The sequence below is a fragment of the Streptomyces sp. NBC_00873 genome (genome assembly GCF_045207415.1).
Lineage (GTDB): Bacteria > Actinomycetota > Actinomycetes > Streptomycetales > Streptomycetaceae > Streptomyces.
Map to the genome: position 1 here is coordinate 659,285 of NZ_CP108803.1, position 18,210 is coordinate 677,494.

13 protein-coding genes, 4 pseudogenes and 1 riboswitch are annotated in these 18,210 nt (G+C 67.7%); of the genes and pseudogenes, 12 read left to right on the forward strand and 5 right to left on the reverse strand.

The window, feature by feature from the left end; translation table 11 throughout:
* Nucleotides 1–196: 196 nt before the first annotated feature.
* Nucleotides 197–835: pseudogene (locus tag OH809_RS03150) on the forward strand (beta-N-acetylglucosaminidase domain-containing protein); the annotation flags it as partial.
* A 173-nt stretch (nucleotides 836–1,008) separates the two neighbouring features.
* On the opposite strand, the pseudogene OH809_RS03155 reads toward OH809_RS03150, so the two are convergent.
* Nucleotides 1,009–1,122, reverse strand: a pseudogene (locus tag OH809_RS03155) (hypothetical protein); the annotation flags it as partial.
* A 69-nt stretch (nucleotides 1,123–1,191) separates the two neighbouring features.
* Here OH809_RS03155 and OH809_RS03160 point away from each other — a divergent pair.
* Nucleotides 1,192–1,299 (forward strand): helicase associated domain-containing protein, encoded by a 108-nt coding sequence (locus OH809_RS03160; protein WP_406424235.1) that lies wholly within the window; start codon nucleotides 1,192–1,194, stop codon nucleotides 1,297–1,299.
* A gap of 34 nt (nucleotides 1,300–1,333) precedes the next feature.
* On the opposite strand, the gene OH809_RS03165 is transcribed toward OH809_RS03160, so the two are convergent.
* Entirely contained in the window at nucleotides 1,334–2,524 is a 1,191-nt protein-coding gene (locus tag OH809_RS03165; RefSeq protein WP_406514830.1) for a PP2C family protein-serine/threonine phosphatase, read from the reverse strand.
* A gap of 318 nt (nucleotides 2,525–2,842) precedes the next feature.
* Nucleotides 2,843–2,906: riboswitch (Fluoride riboswitch) on the forward strand.
* Between the two features lie 31 nt (nucleotides 2,907–2,937).
* Between OH809_RS03165 and OH809_RS03170 the strand changes: the two genes are divergently transcribed.
* Nucleotides 2,938–3,420 carry an inorganic diphosphatase gene (locus OH809_RS03170; protein ID WP_406424230.1) on the forward strand — a complete coding sequence of 161 codons (483 nt, stop codon included), beginning with the start codon at nucleotides 2,938–2,940 and terminating at the stop codon, nucleotides 3,418–3,420.
* 584 nt (nucleotides 3,421–4,004) lie between these two features.
* Nucleotides 4,005–4,370: pseudogene (locus OH809_RS03175) on the forward strand (helix-turn-helix domain-containing protein); the annotation flags it as partial.
* A gap of 131 nt (nucleotides 4,371–4,501) precedes the next feature.
* Here the strand turns inward: OH809_RS03175 and OH809_RS03180 are convergent.
* Nucleotides 4,502–6,364 carry a CocE/NonD family hydrolase gene (locus tag OH809_RS03180; RefSeq protein WP_406424228.1) on the reverse strand — a complete coding sequence of 621 codons (1,863 nt, stop codon included), beginning with the start codon at nucleotides 6,362–6,364 and terminating at the stop codon, nucleotides 4,502–4,504.
* Nucleotides 6,365–7,032: 668 nt separating this feature from the next.
* Here OH809_RS03180 and OH809_RS03185 point away from each other — a divergent pair.
* The 8 genes and pseudogenes from OH809_RS03185 (at nucleotide 7,033) to OH809_RS03220 (ending at nucleotide 11,278) form a co-directional block, all read left to right on the forward strand.
* Complete coding sequence (locus tag OH809_RS03185) at nucleotides 7,033–7,251, forward strand: hypothetical protein (RefSeq protein WP_406514831.1); 219 nt, start codon at nucleotides 7,033–7,035, stop codon at nucleotides 7,249–7,251.
* A gap of 23 nt (nucleotides 7,252–7,274) precedes the next feature.
* Nucleotides 7,275–7,466 (forward strand): winged helix-turn-helix domain-containing protein, encoded by a 192-nt coding sequence (locus OH809_RS03190; protein WP_406516228.1) that lies wholly within the window; start codon nucleotides 7,275–7,277, stop codon nucleotides 7,464–7,466.
* Nucleotides 7,391–7,678 carry a hypothetical protein gene (locus tag OH809_RS03195; RefSeq protein ID WP_406425508.1) on the forward strand — a complete coding sequence of 96 codons (288 nt, stop codon included), beginning with the start codon at nucleotides 7,391–7,393 and terminating at the stop codon, nucleotides 7,676–7,678. The genes OH809_RS03190 and OH809_RS03195 overlap by 76 nt, the downstream gene beginning before the upstream one ends.
* 381 nt (nucleotides 7,679–8,059) lie before the next feature.
* Nucleotides 8,060–9,601 (forward strand): M28 family metallopeptidase, encoded by a 1,542-nt coding sequence (locus OH809_RS03200; protein ID WP_406424223.1) that lies wholly within the window; start codon nucleotides 8,060–8,062, stop codon nucleotides 9,599–9,601.
* A gap of 171 nt (nucleotides 9,602–9,772) precedes the next feature.
* Nucleotides 9,773–10,081 carry a transposase gene (locus OH809_RS03205; protein WP_406424221.1) on the forward strand — a complete coding sequence of 103 codons (309 nt, stop codon included), beginning with the start codon at nucleotides 9,773–9,775 and terminating at the stop codon, nucleotides 10,079–10,081.
* Nucleotides 10,082–10,481: 400 nt separating this feature from the next.
* Nucleotides 10,482–10,550, forward strand: a pseudogene (locus tag OH809_RS03210) (hypothetical protein); the annotation flags it as partial.
* A gap of 9 nt (nucleotides 10,551–10,559) precedes the next feature.
* Nucleotides 10,560–10,766 carry a hypothetical protein gene (locus OH809_RS03215; RefSeq protein ID WP_406424219.1) on the forward strand — a complete coding sequence of 69 codons (207 nt, stop codon included), beginning with the start codon at nucleotides 10,560–10,562 and terminating at the stop codon, nucleotides 10,764–10,766.
* A gap of 29 nt (nucleotides 10,767–10,795) precedes the next feature.
* Nucleotides 10,796–11,278, forward strand: coding sequence for an IS3 family transposase (locus OH809_RS03220; RefSeq protein WP_406516229.1), 483 nt, complete (start codon nucleotides 10,796–10,798; stop codon nucleotides 11,276–11,278).
* 310 nt (nucleotides 11,279–11,588) lie between these two features.
* Here OH809_RS03220 and OH809_RS03225 read toward each other — a convergent pair whose 3' ends face one another.
* Together OH809_RS03225 and OH809_RS03230 are read right to left on the reverse strand one after the other, a co-directional pair.
* Nucleotides 11,589–12,002 carry a hypothetical protein gene (locus tag OH809_RS03225; RefSeq protein WP_406424215.1) on the reverse strand — a complete coding sequence of 138 codons (414 nt, stop codon included), beginning with the start codon at nucleotides 12,000–12,002 and terminating at the stop codon, nucleotides 11,589–11,591.
* Complete coding sequence (locus OH809_RS03230) at nucleotides 11,996–17,875, reverse strand: RHS repeat domain-containing protein (RefSeq protein ID WP_406424213.1); 5,880 nt, start codon at nucleotides 17,873–17,875, stop codon at nucleotides 11,996–11,998. Before OH809_RS03230 ends, OH809_RS03225 begins: the two co-directional genes overlap by 7 nt.
* Between the last annotated feature and the right edge of the window lie 335 nt (nucleotides 17,876–18,210).

Below are 18,210 nucleotides of genomic sequence, written 5' to 3' on the forward strand. Positions count from 1 at the left end.
ACAGGGGCCAACGCGAGCGCCCTGCTCTTCCTGCCCACCCCGCTGATCCTCAAGGCGATGGGCTTCAGCGGATATACCTCGCTGCTGCTGGCGCCCCGCCGTCATCCAACTGATCAGAGAACTGGCGCCGTTGACCGCCGGACTCAACGTCGACCGGCTGGGCCGGCGCCCGCTGCTCCTGACGGGCCTGCTCAGCATGGGCGTCGCCGACCTCGTCGTCGCGGTGGTCTGCCACACCGGCGAGACCAAGGGGCGACCACTCGACGCTATCAAGGTCTCCAACCCGATCAGCTGTGCGGCGGACCGCGCGAAGTTCGGCGGCGACGCGAGCCCGAAGGCGGCGGCCCAGGCATACGTCACGAACCACGTGTACACAAACTTCATCAGGTCCCACCCGGGCAGCCGGCTGATCACCATTCCCACCGAGTACTGGAACGCGACGCCGTCTCCGTACAAGAAGCGCTACAACGAGCTGGTGGAGAAGGACACCTCGATCTACTGGACCGGACCGGAGGTGGTCTCCCCGCAGATCACCAACGCGCAGGCGACCGCGGCGAAGGCGGCGCACGGCAACCGCAACATGCTGATCTTCGACAACTACCCCGTGAACGACTACGCACCCAACCGCCTCCACCTGGGCCCGCTGACCGACCGCGATTCGGCGCTGACCGGCACGGTCGAGGGCATCACCACGAACCAGATGAACCAGCACGCGCCGTCCCTGATCGCCCTGTTCACGGCGGCGGACTTCACCTGGAACACGGCCGCGTACAACCCGGAGGTGTCCTGGGACCAGGCGCTGCGCGAGCTGGGCGGGAAGGCGTACCCGGCGCTGAAGGTGTTCGCGGAGAACTCGCGGAGCGGGCCGCTGACGTCGACGGCAGACGCGGGGCGGCTGAAGGCTCTGGTGGCGGCCGTGTGGGAGAAGCCCGGCGCGGTGTCCTGCGACGCGCCGTCGGCGACTGGACGACCGTCGGCATCACGCACCCAGGTCCGCAGCGTCTCGGGGTTGACGTTCAGATCACCCGCGACGTCCTTGAACGTCCGCCTGCCGGCCGAAGGCCGCCACAACGCGATCGCGTCGGACCGGAATTCCGCACTGTACTTCGAGGGCCGTGCCACGTAGATCTACACCTTCCAGGATCAACAAGATCCATTGTCAGGTGTGTCCACACCACAGGGGTCACCTCAGTGCTCGTGAAACTCGGCGTCTGGATCTCCAACACCAAGACAAGGCGGGACAAGCTCACCCAGGAGCAGCGGGACGCACTGCGGGAGCTGGGAATGGACTGGGCCTGACACCACACGCCGGGGGGGCGCCCGGTTCTTGGGTTCAGCGGCCTGGGGGCGGGGGCGATCCACTGAGGTGGTGCCGGTGGTGACCAATGGGATGGGGTGTGAGGTGCGGCCGGTGGGAAGGGGTGCGTTCGATGACCAGGAGGGCGGCGTCGTCGGAGGGGTGGCCGCCAATGTGGGTGAGCAGATCGCGGTGGATGTGGTGCAGCAGCGTATCGGGGCTGGTGGCGGGGAAGGAGGCGACCCGTTCGGCCAGTGGGTAGAACGCTCCGGACGGCGAGCGGGCTTCGATGACACCGTCGGTGTAGAGGACGAGCATGTCACCGCATGTGAAGGTGAACGGGTCGGTGCGGTCGTCCTCGACGGATGGTTCGCACACACCCAGCGGAGGCAGGGGCTGCCGGGCGTGCAGGACCGTGACCTGCCGATCGTGCACCAGCAGAGGCGGGGGATGCCCGCAGTTGATCATCTCGGCGGCCGACAGGGAGTCATCGGGCATCTCCAGGACGAGGCAGGTGATGAAGTGCTCGCCGGCGTCGTGCTCGGTGTCCGCCACATCCTCCACGTTCCGGGAGACGCTGTCTCCGAGGGCAGCTACCAGCCCGGGGAGGGTGGCATACCGGTGAGCGCCCTCACGGAATGCCCCCAGCACCAGTGAGGCCTCACCGATGGCGGCCAGCCCATTGCCCCGGACATCGCCGATGACCACCCGGGTCGCGGCATGCGCGGCGCGGGCGAGCGCGAACAGATCACCCCCGATCTCGGCCTCGTCCTGCGCGGACATATACAGCCACGCCACCTGCAACGGCCCCATCCGGCGTGGCGGAGGCCGCAGCAGAACCCGCTGAGCCGTCTCCGCCACAGAGCGTGCCAGGCTCAGCGCCCGGTCGCGCCGCTCCTGCACAAACCGCAGGAAAACCACCAAGGCGGAGAGCGTGGCCAGCGCCATGATCTGCCCCATGCGGTTGGACGTGGTCAGTCCGCCGAGGAACACGGCGATGAACACCTGGGCCGCCACGGCCAGGACCCCGGCGAGAGCGGTGAGCCGTGGCCCGGCGAGGGAGGCGGTCAGAGCGGGCGCGATGACCAGCAGTGGGCCCAGCTGGACATCGCGCCCGGTGTAGATATCCAGCACGGTGATCGTCACAATCAGCACGAACGGGATCGCCACCAGACCACGGCCTGATGGCGGCTCCAGGAGGTGATCCCACGAACGTCGCACACCCATATACCCCTTATGCTCCATCGATAGTGCACCCCCAGCCAGCCGACGAGCACAGGTCGGGTCTTCTCTCAGCCTTCCTGCGGCGGCCTCATTCTGTCTGTCCGCTGGCCCTGCCGTGACTTCCGATTGCGGAAGTACGGCTCCAGCACGCGCCAGTCGAAGAGATGGGTACGTCCAGCCTTCGGGGCCTGGTCCAAGGGGAGGGGCCAGTCCGGGTCGATCTCGGCGAGCTGGCGGATCCGCTGGGCCGTCAGCCGCGTCAGCTTGGCTTCGGCCGGCCGGGACCGGCGGTTGTACCGCCTGGCCCCGCGCGGGACACTGGACACATCGGGCGATGAGGCTCGCCGTAACCGCGCCGATGCGGCGCTGATGGCTTTGCGTGATCCAGCCGTCTGGCATGACGGGAGGTGGGCGCGGTGCCTCGCATCACCGTCGAGGTCGAGTCAACCATCGGGTCCTCCATCGGGAGGCACGACAGTCCGGTGCCCGTCGAGCATGACGTGAGCCGCGCCGGTGGCTGGCCTGTGGGCAAGGGATGCGTCAAGGGCACCCTGGACACGGACGGCCGGTCCGTCCGGGCCATGGTCCTGATGCAGGAGCCGGCACGGCCGGGCGACGAGGTAGCGGCCTGGCCGGTGGCGGTGCTCCACCTGAGCGACGGCTGTCATGACCTGGACGAAGTGGTGTGCGTCGCCGAGGCCGACCCCTTCGTCGATCTGGTCGACACTGCGGATCTGGGCCGCTGGCATGCGGAGCCCGCTGCTTGGGCAGCAGCGCTCGGTCGGCTCTCGCCCGGCTCCACATACCAGGTGACGGGCTGCAGCAGCCGCATGGAGGCCGATCAGCTTATGGCGGATGCCCAGCACGCCTACCTCCAGCTCACTGGAAGCCTGGAGTGACCTGCACGCTGGGGGTGAAGGGAGTCGGGCTGTGACGACGATCACTGAAGGCCATACGCACCATGCGGTGGCACTTCCATCGGCGCGCAATCGGCTGCTGCGGATGTGCGTGCACCTGCCGATCATCAACGGCGACCCAGGACTGGTCCACGCACGGGTACTCGTCATCGCCGACGTGCTGTGGCGGACGCTAGAGGCGGACGGTCGGCAGCTGATCTGGGCCTGCGAGCCTCCTGACCCGTCACCGGAGCGGGTCATGGCGTTGCAGACCTTCATGATCGCGCTCGGAGTGCACCCCCCCGGCATCGTTCACCGGCAGCGGAGAGGCGCTCGACGCCCCAGAGGCCCGGCCGACGTGAACGACTTCGGCGACGGACGACACGCGTCGTGGCGCGGGAGGAGCACACGTGCACGCCTACCTCGCCTTCGGGCAGGACGGCTGCCGCCAGGGGCTGATCCGCCACCTGGTCGCGTGTCCTGCACCTTGCCCAGCACGGCGCACCCGCCCCGCGGGCGAGAGCGTCGTCGGACAGTTGGCAGCACGACCTGACAGAGGCCTACTGGTGGGCCTTCCACACCCGGCCGTGCCCCTCGTGGAGGACTGGGCAGAGATCCGCAGGCTGCACCGGGCTGAGCAGATGCCGATCCGAGCAATCGCGCGGCATCTGGGCATCTCGAAGAACACGGTCAAACAAGCCCTGGCCACGGACCGGCCGCCAAAGTACGAGCGCCCGTCTCAGGGGTCGGTCGTGGACGCGGTCGAGGTCCAGATCCGTAAGCTTTTGCGGGAGACTCCGACGATGCCGGCCACCGTGATCGCCGAGCGGATCGGATGGGAACGCGGGATGACGGTCCTCAAGGACCGGGTGCGGGACCTGCGGCCCGCCTATGTGCCAGTCGATCCGGTCTCGCGGACGACGTATCGGCCCGGTGAGCTGGCCCAGTGTGACCACCGCCTTGAACGTGCTGGGCCGCAGACCTCAGCGCCATGAGTCGTTCAGCCTGAACGTTGATCACCGTCGCCACGCGCTACGCCACGCTGCCCGGCACCTGCCTAGGCGGGTGCCGGGCAGCCGCTAGGTCATCCGTTCTTTGAGATGCTCAGCGGGAAGGTGGGGGTGCCGACGTTGTTCAGCATGGTGGTGTTCGCCTTCACGTACGTGTCCAGGTACGGCGAGCGGTCACCCTGGGTCGGCGAGTCGAACCGCGGGTCCTGCACCTCGAGGGCGAGCCGCGCGTCGGAGACCGTGATCGTCTCACCCGAGGGAACGCTCCGCCAGCCGTTTGAGGTGATGGTTCCGATCTGGACCCCCAGCTGGTGCCCTTGCTCGAAGGACCAGTCCGTCGCCTTCAGGGCGAAGGAGGTTGATCCGCTGCTTTCCAGCAGTGCGACGTTCTCGTTGAACATCGTCGCCTTGCCGTCCGGAGCGACGTCCCACAGCCGTGCCCAGACGTTGCCCTGACCCCTGGTCTTCAGCGTGATCTCCGGGCTGCCCGTGATCCGCACCTGCTCAGCGGCGGGCGTGGACCAGGTCCAGTAGCTGTTGGCGGGTGCGTCGGCGCTGAGCGCACTCGTCTGGTCAGTCGTCAGCGAGCCGACCTCCGGCGCGTACTCGATGTCCCAGCCCTGAGACTCCGGCGCCGTCATCGGCAGGGCGGCCTTCTGCGCCTTGCCGCCGTCGTCGACGTACTGTCCGGGCGCCAGCCGCACCTTGTACGAGTCGTTGATCACCGGCCAGGTCGGCTGGGCGCGCCAGTGGCCGAGGCTGTCCTCGAGGGAGAACGCCGGGTCGGTCACCGACGGTCCGATGCCCCGGAGGTACTGATCGTAGAACCGCATCACCTCGTCGAACCAGCCCGCCCGTCCCATCTTGAGCTGGCCCCTGGCATTGGTCTCGTTACCGCGCACGTGTTCCCACTGGCCGATCCAACCGCGTTGCGGACCCTGATGGTTGGCCAGGTACTTCTGCATCTCCTCGGGCTTGGTGTTGTCCTCGATGAAGCCCGACGTGACGAACAGCGGCGTCTGGGATCCGGCGGCGCGGGAGGCAAAATCGCGGGCACGCCAGAACGGCGACTTCGGGTCGGGGTTCTGGGTGTTGGTGAGGTTGTCACTCTCGCACTCGGGGTGGTTCTTCTCGTACCCCGCGTTCGCCTTGTAGTGGTCGCTGTCATCGGTCAGCGGCGCCATCGTCGCGATCGAGTAGTAACTCCGCGGGGTGCTGGTCACGTTGGAACGCGGCACCCCGTTGCTGTACAGGTAGTTGTACCTGTTCCACGTCGGTTCTTGGGAAACGATCGCCCGCAGAGGCTTGAGCTTGAGGGTATTGGCCGCCAGCCCGGTGTTGGCGTCGTACGACTTGCCGTACATGCCGACCTTGCCAGTCGACCACGGCTGGCTCGCTGCCCACTCGACGGCCGCCTTGATGTCAGCCTGCTCCCCCGGGCCGAGAAAGTCCAGGCACCCGGTGCTGCCGCCGAAGCCGCGCAGGTCCACCATCACGAAGGTGTATCCACGCTCCATGAGCCGCGCGCCGTCGATGAAATCCTGAAAGCGCGCCGATGGCCCGACCCGGTCCCACCCCGCGGGGGAAGTCTCCCCCGCGTGGGAGAAGTACGGGCCCACCGACAGGATCACCGGCGTCTTCGCATCCGTCGGCAGGTCTGCCGGGCGCAGCACATCGGCGTGCAGCTCGACCCCGCTGCCGTCCGAGGAAGGGAAGTAGTGCTGCGTCCAGAGCGAGCCCTTCGGGACGCGGCCGTTCTCCTCGTGCGTGACGGGGTCGGTCGCGGTGGCCACCACCTCCGACCGGGCCTGTGCTGCGGTGGCGGACCCGGATGTCGCGCCGGGCGCTGCGGCGGCGGATCCGGCGAGCGTGCCGGTCAACGCGAAGGTGGTGATGACGGCTGAGGCGGCCCAGGCGGCCGCGCGACGTCTTCTCACTTGCTCCTCCTGGAGTTGTCGGTACCGGGCGGTGCAGGTGGTGCTGTCGGACAGCGACCCCGGACCCGCCGTCGACGGGTCGACGAGGGGCGGCAGCGCGCAGACGGACGGAATCTGGATTCCGGGTGCGCGCCGGAGCCGACGGCGAGGCAGCCTATGATCATCATTGGCACGCGTCAACAGGGTGGTATGAGCGACGTGTTGCTGGTGTGGCCGCAGATGTTCCGACCGGGGCTGATCACGGCGGCTCACGGGAGCGCGTAAAGCGACGGAGCCCGGGCGCGCCCGAGGGCAGGGTCGTCACATGTGATCGGTGTCCGACCGGCCCACACACAGCGCGGCCGGCGCTTGCCCGACACGGCACTCGTAGCAGCCGACGCGGAAGCGGCCTGTGCCGCCGCGGGCAAACCGCCCGCGGTGAGGCTCGTGATGATGGCCGGTGCACCGGCCGCCGCGACGGGCGACACCACCCTCCTCCGAAGGTTCATCCATCCTCCACCTACTGAGGTTTCCGCTTTGTCGTCGGTGGTGACTGTGGGTGATCCCTGCGGTAGGCCGGTGGGATGCTGTAAGCGGAGGGTGGGGGCCTGACTGCTGAGCGGCGGGCGTTTCGTGAACAGGTGCGGCTGGGGGCCGGCGGGCGGTTCGCGGCGGGTGAGAAGACCGCGGTGATCGCGAAGGAGTTGTGGGTAAGCGAGCGTTCGGTGGAGCGCTGGCGTCGAACTTGGCGGGAGGGGGGCCGGAGGCCCTGCGTTCCGGTGGGCCGGCGAAGGTGCCGAGGATCTCGGATGCCCAGTTTGCGGTGCTGGAGGAGGGACTGGGCAAGGGCCCGGCCGTCCGTGACTTCGGAGATCAGTGGTGGACCTTGGGCCGGGTTCAGGCGGTGATCGCCCGCCGTTTCCGGGTGAGTGTGTCGGTGGCGACTGTGTGGCGGCTGCTGAAAAGGCATGGCTGGTCATGGCAGGCGCCGGCCCGCAGGGCTCTGGAACGGGACGAACATGTGGTGGAGTTGTGGAAGAAGGAGGTGTGGCCGCGGTTAAAAGCGCCGCGGTGGCGCTCGGCGCCTGGATCGTCTTCGAGGACGAGGCCGGATTTGCGATGATGCCGCCCCGTGCACGCACCTGGGACCGCTGTGGCCACACTCCTGTCGTCAGGGTCCGCGGCACGTCCCGCCGCCGGATCTCCGTCGCTGCCCTGTGCCCCGTCGAGAGCGTCTGGTCACTTCTTCGGCGCGGCCCGACGGCGAACACCGCCTTCGACCCCGTCGCGCCACCCAGCACGCACGCTCGCCGCGTTGGCCAAAAGCCCTGGTAGCCCCTTCCCTAAGCTCTCAACTTCGTTCGAGCAGAGGAGACCCCGTCCAAGGACTTCCGGCCGCCTTGCGATCGCACGCACTTGACGACGCTCCTTCCGGGCAAACATGGCCGGTCACGGCACAGCACCGGTGACTTCCAGCCAACTTCGGTTGGGTCAGCGCCGATCGGTGTGCTCGGTACCGCGCACGGACGGCGCCGGCGCCGAAGGATCCCGTCAACCCATTACCAAGCGTTTACTGAGCAGATACCTTTCTCCTTGCCGGTGGCAGGGGGCGGAGCGATCCGGCCGTCCCTGCCTGCCCCGGAGTACCGCCGTACGTCGTTCGGCCCGTTTTCAGCCATTACGCCTATTTCTCACTGACCGCCGGAAGGAAGCGTTTTGAACGCTCGGAACCGCCGCACCACGGTAGCCGCCGTATCCGTCGCAGGGCTCATAGCGCCGCTGCTGCTGATCGGATCGGGCACCGCCTCCGCCCACAGCGACCCTGCCAAGGAGGCTGTCAAGCTCGCAAAGAAGCTCGTCAAGAAGAGCAACGCCGAGGATGCCCACGAGCATCTGAAGCAGTTTCAGCGGATCGCTGACAAGAACGGGAACACCCGGGTGGCCGGGTCGGAGGGGCACCGGCAGTCGGCCGAGTACGTCGAAGGCCTGCTGCGGAAGGCCGGGTACTCGGTGACCCGGAACGAGTTCGACTACCCGTTCACCGAGACGCTGGCGCAGAGCCTGCGGGTGGTGTCGCCGCAGCAGCAGGACGTCCCGGTGATCGCCATGACGTACTCCGCCAGCAGCCCGGTCGGCGGCATCACCGCCCCGGTCGCGGTGGTGCCGGTCGACGCCACCACGGGCTGCGAGCCGGAGGACTACGCCCCCGGGACGTTCACCGGCAAGATCGCGCTGATCAAGCGCGGCGGCTGCGCCTTTGCGCAGAAGCAGGAGACCGCCGCCGGTGCGGGCGCGGTCGGCGCGATCATCTACAACAACACCGAGGGCGCGCTCAACGGCACCCTGGGAGACCCGTCCGTCGCCAAGATCCCGGCCGGCGGCGTCACGCAGGCGGACGGCGAGGCGCTCGCGGCCAAGGCCGCCGCAAGCGCAGTGACCGTCAACCTGGAGATCCGCACCCTCGCGGAGACCCGGCACACCTACAACGTGATCGCCGAGACCAAGGGCGGCGACGCCGACAACGTGGTGATGTTCGGCGCCCACCTGGACTCGGTGGCGGCCGGCCCGGGCATCAACGACAACGGCTCCGGCTCCGCCGGCATCCTCGACGTGGCCCTGAACCTCGCCCACGAGAACGTCAAGAACAAGGTGCGCTTCGCATGGTGGTCGGCTGAGGAGTTCGGCCTGCTGGGCTCGGAGGCGTACGTCAACAGCCTCTCGGCAGCGGACCTTGCGAAGGTCAAGCTGTACCTGAACTTCGACATGATCGCCTCGCCGAACTACGCCCAGTTCGTCTACGACGGCGACGACTCCGACCAGGTCGGTGCCGGCCCGGGCCCGGAGGGCTCGGCGCAACTGGAGCGGCAGATCACCGACTACCTGGACAGCCGGGGCGTCCCGCACGAGGGCACCGACTTCACCGGCCGGTCGGACTACGGGCCGTTCATCGAGGTGGGCATCCCCTCGGGCGGCACCTTCACCGGCGCCGAGGGCATCAAGACGGCCGAGCAGGCAAAGGTGTACGGCGGTAAGGCCGGTGTCGCGTACGACGCCTGCTACCACGCCGCTTGCGACACCCTGAAGAACATCGACATGAAGGCGTTCGACGACAACGTCGACGTCATCGCCAACGCGGTGGGCCAGTACGCCTGGGACACCAGTCTTCTGAGCAAGCCGGTGGCGCCGCAGAACACCAAGGGTTCGGCGGGCAGCGGCGGTGGCCTGCACGAGGGCCACGACCACGAGGTCACCGAGTAACTCCCGGTACACACTGGGGGGGAGGGCTGGAGTGTTCGGCCCTCCCCTTCGATGCTGCGGCAGGAGGCGCAGTCGCTACGGTTCCTTGCGGAGGGAGACCCTGGCAGGTGGGCTTGATCCGCTTGGACGGACATCGGACATCAGGGGCTCAGCCCCGGGAGGATGTCCATCATGGAGAGCATGGGGAAGAAAAAGCCTCGCCCTCGCCGCTCGTTCACGCCGGAGTTCAAGGCCGAGATCGTCGAGCTGTGCCGTCGCGGTGACCGCTCGGCCGGACAGATCGCCAAGGACTTCGATCTCACCGAGACCGCAGTTCGGCTGTGGGTCAACCAAGCCGAGATCGACGCGGGTGAACTGGATGGCCTGACCGGCAGTGAACGTGCGGAGCTGGCCGCGTTGCGGCGGGAAAACCGCAGGCTTCGGGAGGACGTTGACATCCTCAAGCGTGCGACGGCTTTCTTCGCGTCAATGCCAAAGTAGGGGAAACCGGCACCCGGGTGATGCCAGAGTGGCAGGATCGGCGGGGTTGGCTCTCTTTTTCGCCGCCCCGCATGGTGGCTTGTCCTTGATGTGCCGCCCCGCCGGCCCTGGCGTCCCCGTGGAGTGGCTTGATAGGAGCGTGCTCTCAGCCCGATTGAGGCGTGCCCCCGCGGCGGACCCGGCACCGGATCTCCCGCTCCCGCTGGAGGCAAATCCATGATCGTGGTCGGCGTCGACGCCCACAAGAAGACCCACACCCTGGTGGCCGTCGATCCGCTCGGACGGCGACTGGACCAGCTCACGATCGCCGCAACCACGGCTTGCCACCCCTCGGCGAGACCGCCGGTGCCGCCCGTTTCAAGTCGAAGGAGCGTTCGCGCACTTCAACGGCACCGCACCGATCCCGGTCTGGTCCTCGAACAAAATCAGGGTCCGCCTCAACCCGGGCGGCAATCGGACGATCAACAACGTGCTCCACATGATCGTTGTCACGCAGGTGCGCGGCGACGGGGAGGGAGCTGCGTACTACGCCAAGCAGATCGCGGCCGGAAAGACCGTCAAGGAGGCGCTTCGCCTGCTCAAACGCCGGATCTCGGACCGAGTCTTCCGCGCCCTGCTCGCCGACGAGTCCGCACAGCGCGTCCAGGTCCAACCCGCCACAGGGTTCTTCGAGTTGGCTGCTTGACATAGGAGTATCAAGGAGGCCGGGTGACGGTGCACCCGTTCATCGAGGCGGAGAAGCAGAGCGGCCACAACGTCGAGCGCGCGTGTGAACTGCTGAAGGTCTCCCGAACCGCCTTCTACGCCCGCCGAACCGGAAAACCCGGTCCGCGGGCGGTCCGTGATGCCGAACTAACCGGTCAGATCGCCGCGGTCCACCAGCACTCGCGCGGCACCTACGGAGCCCCACGCATCCACGCAGCCCTGCAACGGAAAGGTGCCAGCTGCGGCCGCCGCCGGGTCGCCAGGCTGATGCGGGCGGCCGGCCTGCAGGGCCGCCATCGGGATGACCGCGCGGCTGACATGCCACGACGCGCCATCAGTCGCGCGCGCCGTCCGGGTCGTGACGGTGGCCGCGGCACCGCCCACCGCTGCCTCGTGGTGCTGTGCCTCGCTCCACGTCAACGCCAACTCACGCCGGGTGCTGCGGTCCTCCTCCGTGTGGACGACCGTACGGACATGATCGAGGAACAGTAGGGCCCCGTCACCCCAGTCGTCGAGCCAGTCATCCATATCCTCGCCGCAGATGATTCCGGGCTCGGCGAAGGGGACCCGCAAAACGGTCCAGCCGTCGTCTGCCAACCCCTTGGGATCAGGTAGGGCTCCGGCAGGGCCACGTGCGGGTCACCGATCCGAATCCGGTAATCGCTGGGCCGGCCCGCAACCTGGACCGCCCCTTCGACATCCTCGGACGGCCCGGCCGTCGGCCGGCGCCAACGCTCACGCCAGCATGACCGGTGCCCCGGAGGTTTTTCCCGCCGGGGCACCGGGCCGTAACATCGGCTTGCTACGGCTGTCCCTTCCAGTTCTCCGGGACGAGCGGCGTGGGCATCAGCCACACCGCGAAGGCCACCTGGGCCATAACCTGGAGCACCAGCGCCTCGGCCATGGCCGCCCCTATGAGCGGCAGCGCAAAGAACACCATGGGGAAGGCCAGCAGGGCCCGAAACCGGGCGACCTCCACGTGCTGGTGGGCCAGTCCGGCCACGATCGCCAGGAGCACGGTGGGAATGCCGGTGAAGGCCAGCATCAGCAGGCCGACCCGCATGCTGTCGAGGAAGGACCATTCCGGGACCACCAGCGCGATGACGATCCAGACGGCCACGTGCAGCAGGACGTACGACAGGACGCACCGCCCCATCCGTCCCAACACCCGGCGCATGCCGGGGCCGGTCGCCGTCTCGGTGATAGTCCTCAGCACCCCTTCACACACACGTTGTCAGTCCAGGTCTTGTCGATCTTCCCTGGCCAGAACGGGGCCGCATCCATTCCCTGCCACGTCTTGGTGGTGGCCATTCTGTCAGTCGCGATTATGCGAGGCGACTGGTTGGGCCGGTACTGGACCACCTCCATGTCGGGGTACGGATCTCCGCTGCGGCTCACGGTGACAGAGCTCTTCGTCGCCTTGATCTTGATGGTGTTGTCCACCGAGAACCAGTTGATCAAACTGTTCACGGCGTGCACGCCGATGTCGAGCTGATCGGGGGTTGAGTGGTGATCGATGTTGTCGGTGTCGATGATGTTGTCGCCGCCGTGGGTGTCGCCGGGGAATCCTTCTTTCTTGATCGGATTGGCCGGGATCATCTTGCCCGGACGGCTGAGCTGCCCCACCCCACGGATCACGGCGGTCTTCTCGGGCGGCGTGACCGAGGCTGAGATGGTGAAGCTGACGTCACCCGACTCCGTGTTCCAGATCAGGGACATCCGGTACGGGGCGTGCGGGTCGTACGAGAACTTGCGGTCGTCGCCCTCCAGCATCCCGAAAGCCGCCTTCTTGGTCCCGATGTAGAAGGTCAGGCGAATGATGCCCCGGTTCGGCCCCTTGCCGACTTTGAAGTTCGCGCGCTCCGACCCGACCGGCTGGGTGCCCCAGCCCGCGTCCGAGACCTCGTCGATCCAGTCCTCGACCGGCGGGTGGGACGGCGGGGGCTTGGGCTTGTCGCTGGTCACGGGCATGCCGCCCCTGCACTCGACCAAGCCCTCCCAGCACTCCTCGAGCATGCGACCGGTCGGGTCGCCGTTGGTCGTGGGGTTGTTGTTGGCGTAGGTGTATCCCTGCGACTGCTGCGGGTCGTTCAGGTCCATCTCCGGGTCGACCGAGACGAACCGGCCGGTGCTCGAGTCGTACTCACGCGCGCCGAGGTGCACGAAGAGCGTGACATCGTCCGCCGTGCCGCCGAGGAAGCCCTTGTCCCCCACCCAGCCGGTCGGCTGGGTGCCGCGGGCGGCCCCGAACGGGGCGGTCTTGCGGCGGGTGACGGTCTGGGCCGCGTCCGCGGACACCTGCGTGGTGCCGGTGCCGTGGTGGTCGGAGAAGGCGAAGGTCAGCTTCCCGCCCGTGCGGATCGCGACCGTACGGCCGTCGGCCTTGTAGGACCGGGTGCCGGTGACCGTGCCACCGGGGCTCAGGTGCAGCTCGGTGTCGAACGACAGGTAGAGGGTGGTGCCGGAGGCGTCGCGTGCGATCAGCCGCTGGCCGTCGGTGTCGTAGAAGTAGCTCGCCTTCTCGGCCGTGCCTTCCTTGACGGAGGCCAGGTGGCCCTCGTCGTCCCAGAGGAGGGTCTGGGTCGGCGCGGTGCCCAGCTTGCGGGTCTCGGTGTTGCCGGACTTGTCATAGGTGAACACCTCGTCGTGCGCGCCGGTGCCGACCTGGGTCACCTTCGGCAGATCGTGCTTGCCGGGGGTCGGTGCCGCGTAGGTGCGCAGGGTGTCGGTGGCGGGGCCGGAGGTCGTCTTGTGGGCGGTCTCGGTCTTGCGGTTGCCGACCGCGTCGTAGGTGTACGAGGTCCAGTACGCGTCCGCACCGCCCACGACCGTGTCCGACGGTGCGGCCGAGCACTTCGCGTTCTTGTCGGTCCACGCATCGGTCACCCGGTGCAGCGGGTCCAGCGTGAAGCACTGGGTGTCCGTCGTACGGGCCGTGTCCTGGCCGTAGGAGGTGGAGATGCCGGTGACGTTGCCGGCCTGGTCGTACGAGTAGTGCGCGTCCTCGATGCGCTGCGGTGCGAGCTCACGGTCCAGGTAGCTGTCGGTGAGCGAGCCGGTGTGCTCGTCGTAGACGTAGGACGTGGTGAGCGTGCGGCCGAACTCGCCGTACTTGCGGGCGATGGTGCGACCGTAGTGGTCGTACGTGCTCTCGTTGACCAGCGGGTCCGTGCCGGCGCCGACGGTGCTGAGCAGGCCGGCCACCGGGCTGTAGGTGTTGGCGACCTTCTCCGCCGGCAGATCGCCGATGGCGGGGTGCTGGGTCCACATCACCTGGCCGGTGTTGAGGTTGTAGGAGGTGGTCCACTTGTACGTGCCGGCCAGCGCCCCCTCGGAGGCCGGGATCACGGTCTGCGTGACGACGGGCTGGTAGATGCTGTTGTACGTGAGGACCGAGGATTCGTAGGCATTGCCGTTCACGAACCGGGTGGACTTGGACACCTGGCCCTTGGCGACGGTGTCGTACTCCCAGGTTGCGAGCGTGCTCGTGCCCTTCTTCAGGGCGGTGCGGCGGCCCAGCTCGTCGAAGTCGGTGTGGAGGGACACCCCTCGCGCGTCCAGTACGTCCGTTATCCGGTCGCCGTTGTCGTAGGTGGTCTTCACCAGGCCCTTGTCGGGGTCGGTTGTGTCGGTGGCGCGGCCGCGGACGTCGTACAAGTATGTCCACTTGGCGCCGGAAGGGTCGGTGACCTGGTAGAGCCGGCCGTGCCTCTCGTAGACGCGCTTGGTCGTCTGTGGCTCGGTTCGGTTCGGGCCGGCGTACTGCCGCAGCTCGGTGGTGCGGCCCAGGGCGTCGACGACGGTGGTGGTGATGCCGCCGGTGGGCGGGATCACCGTGGTGGTGTCACCGGTGTAGCTGGTGGTGGCGCGCTTGGTCTCGTCGCCAAACTTCCGCGAGATCACGGCCGTGACCCGGCCGGCGCCGTCGTACTCGGTGTCGGTGGAGGCCGGGTACTTCAACTCCTGACCGGTGACGAGGACAGGCTCGGGCGCGCCGGTGGCGAAGTAGGTGCCGGAGGAGCGCCAAGCCTGGCCGCGGGTGTCGTAGAAGGTCTCGGTGATCAGGCGGCCGGCCCCGTCCGGGGAGGCCTTCTGGGTCTGCCGCTCACGCAGCATGCCGTCATGGAAGGAGTACGACACGGCGTACTTGGAATCGTGGGTCAGGCTCTTCGTGGTCACGATCACCGGGCCGTCGTTGCGCACGAGATACTCGAACTGCATGGTGGGCGAGTCCGGATAGGTCACCGCCGACCGGGTGGGCTTCCAAACCTTCACGAGCCGGCCGAGGGCGTCGTACGCCGTCGTAGTGACCTTGCCGTTGGTGTCGGTGACCTCGGTGGGCTGGCCGCGCAGCGCCTCGGTGATGGTGGTGACCGTGTGGCCCTTGGGGTTGGTGACGACCACGCTGGTCGGGACCTCGCCGGTGACCGGTTTGTACGTGGTGGTGGTCACCTTGCCGTAGGCGTCGGCGGTGGACAGCGCACGGCCGTAGATGTCGAAGTCCGCGACTGCGGTCGAGGACACGACGGAGTAGCCGACGCCGGTGCCGTTGATTCGCTCCTTCTTCGTCACCAGGCCCTGGGTGGGCGCGACGCCGAGGGTCTGGCCGTCGTAGTACGAGCGGATGTCGTCAATGACGTCGGCGGGACGGGAGATGGTCGCGCCGCAGGGGACCGCCGTGATCTCGACCCGGCTGATCTTATCGACGATCGGGCCGGTGCCGCGGGCATAGGTGTTGGTGGTGCACTTCTCGTCGCCGGTCTTGGCCGTGTCACCGGTCTCGGAAACCCACTCGACCATGCCGTACGCGTCGAACTGGCGGGTGAGCTCGACGGTGCGGACGCCGCCGGTGATGGCGGTGCGGGCAGACTCCTTCGCCGTGCCGGTCTTGTACGCCACGAGGTCGGGCAGTCCGGGCCGGGGACGAGTGGCGCCGCCGACCGAGCGCCAGGGAGTGTAGGAGGTGGCGGAGATGAGCTTGCTGGTGTCATCGCCGTTGTACTGGATCTTCTCGCGGACCATGCCGGCGAACTCGTCGCGGTCCGTCACCGAGGCCCCGGCGCTGTCCTTGACGGAGGCGCCGTCGATGCCGCGGAAGAAGCGGGTCTCGTCCAGGGTTCGGGGGTCGGAGGCGGCGCCGCTGCGGGTCTGGACCCGTTCGTAGCCGCGGGCGACCGAGTGGACGCGGTTCTCCGCCTTGGTGAACTCGTCCGTGTTCTTCGCCCAGGCGGCGCCGTCCAGGTAGGAGTACGTGCTTACCTTGTCCGGGGTCTCGGCAAGGTTGTCACCCTCGACGACCTGGGTGGCGACGTAGCTGTTGAACCAGTCCTGCTTGGCCGTCTCGCCCTCGAACGCCCACTTCACCGGGTAGCAGCGGGTGGTGTTCGTCGCGTCTGGCGCAGGCAGGGTAGTGGCGGTGCAGTCGGGCTGGGAGTACGTGACTCCGATCGTGCCGCCCGACTCCGTAGTGATCTGGTACACACGCAGGCGAATGAAGGGCGCCAGGCCGTCACCGAGGGCGTCGACGCGGTTGGACCGCTGCTCTCCGGCGAAGGTCACAGGCGGGGTGGTGATCGTCCCGCCGGCTTTGCCGGTGCGCTGGATGGACTTCAGCCACATGGGCGTGGAGATGCCGTCGCCCGAGGCGGGGAAGTCCTGCGCCAGCCTCCAGGTGTCGACGTCGCTGTAGGCACCACCGGTGAGCACCTTGGTGGTGATCGAGGTCAGGCGCTTACGGGACCAGAAGGTGGGCGACCACTGGTCCTTGCACTCGGTGGAACCGTCCTTGCAGTACTGGTCGAACGGGACGTCCGGCCAGTTCCTGGCGTTGGCCTCATCGAAGGTGCCGCAATTGGCAAGACAGCGCTCGTCGACGCCGAAGTGAACCTGAGCCATGGCCTTGCCGGTATAGACGGCTTCCTTGCGCAGACCGTAGTCGATGCGCTCCAGGTAGCTCGCCCGGTCGTACGGGGTGACCGTGGCCTTGCCAGTGGACTCCGAGACGTTGCGGCCGTAGTTGTTGGTCTCGGTCTTCCAGTAGTACGCCAGCGCGGCGCCGCGCGGGTCCACCACGTAGTCCAGCTGCCAACGCCAGGCCTGCTGGCACCAGGCACTCGCAAAGGAGGCGTTGTAGCAGGGCTCGCCAGAATGGTTACCGAAGACCGGCACCGTGAGGGCGGAGTTGGTGACGGGGTCATCGGCCGCGGTGCCGTTGTCCTTCCAGCCCGGAAGGCGGTTCAGACCGAAGAAGTACTGGGTGCCGTCGGTCGTGGTGACCTTCCAATGCTCGCCCTCGCCGTCGACACCGGGCGTGCCCTTGTCGCCGTTGACAGCGCCCGTCAGCTTCTCGATCTTCTCACCCGAGTCACTCTCGGCCTGCCAGCCCTTGCCTGCCTCGTAGACCAGCTCGGTGTTCTTCCCGTTGAGCGACAGGGTGGCGTTGTCATTGAACCAGCACAGGTCGCCGACCTTGGTCGTGTTGGTGCCACCGGTCTTGTCATCGTTGCAGGACTTGTAGCGGCGCTCGATGAAGCCCGGCTCCCACGACCAGCCGTCACCGATCCAGGAAGGCTGGCTGTTCGAGGCCGCGGTACGGCCGTCCACCGCTTGGGAGTTGTAACCCAGCGAGACCTTCGGCTCAAGACCACCCGGAACCGTCGGGATGCCAATCGGATGCGCCCAGGTGAAAGCGCCCGTCGAGCCGCCCGCGCTCCACGATCCGGAGGCCTGCAGCGACGTCGCCTTGTAGTCACCAGTCGGGCCGGAGGCGTCGGCGGTCGCCGCCAGCACGGTGGCCGTAGGTGCGGCCATTGTATGCGCCGACAACTTTCCGCTGCGGATGTCGTTCTTCGTCGCAACTGGCGTTTGCTTTCGGCACTTTGCAACGTCGGGCGTCGTCAGCGCACAGGCCGGCAACTGCACCAAGCGGAGTCGTGCGGCCCAGTCGCCGCCGTAGGCGCCGCGGAATGAGCTGTAGTCGACCTCGACCTTCGCCGGGACGGACTTCTTCACGCCATCGGTGCGGCCAACCGTCAGCAGCACGCCCTTGATGCCCGCCCTGCGAGCGTCTTCACGGTCAGCGAGGGCCACCTTCACCCTGGCAGGCGCTTCATCCTTCGCGGGGCCCTTGGCCAGAGCGGCCCCCTTTGGCGCCACTCTGGACGCCGTGATCGATACAGGTAACGAGCCAGCCCTGCCCCCGGGAGCCAGCGATACCTCCGCAGAACCGGCCCCGGGCCACCTGACCTTGGCAGCAGTTCTCTTCCAGGAATTCGCTGCAGCGGCATCGGGCCGCTTCTTGCCTCCTGCAGCAAATTCCTTAACCGGCACAGCCTTCGGCTGCTGAAGCTTCGGAGGACCAGCCTTGCCGCCACCGGGCGATGCAACCGCCACGCCGGGCAACACCCCGGCAATGACGGCAGCGG

Bases quoted from the DNA above. Each gene is read 5' to 3' on its own strand.
- OH809_RS03165 (WP_406514830.1), bottom strand. From the start codon at position 2,524: ATGGGTGTGCGACGTTCGTGGGATCACCTCCTGGAGCCGCCATCAGGC.
- OH809_RS03215 (WP_406424219.1), top strand. From the start codon at position 10,560: ATGATCGTTGTCACGCAGGTGCGCGGCGACGGGGAGGGAGCTGCGTAC.
- OH809_RS03205 (WP_406424221.1), top strand. From the start codon at position 9,773: ATGGAGAGCATGGGGAAGAAAAAGCCTCGCCCTCGCCGCTCGTTCACG.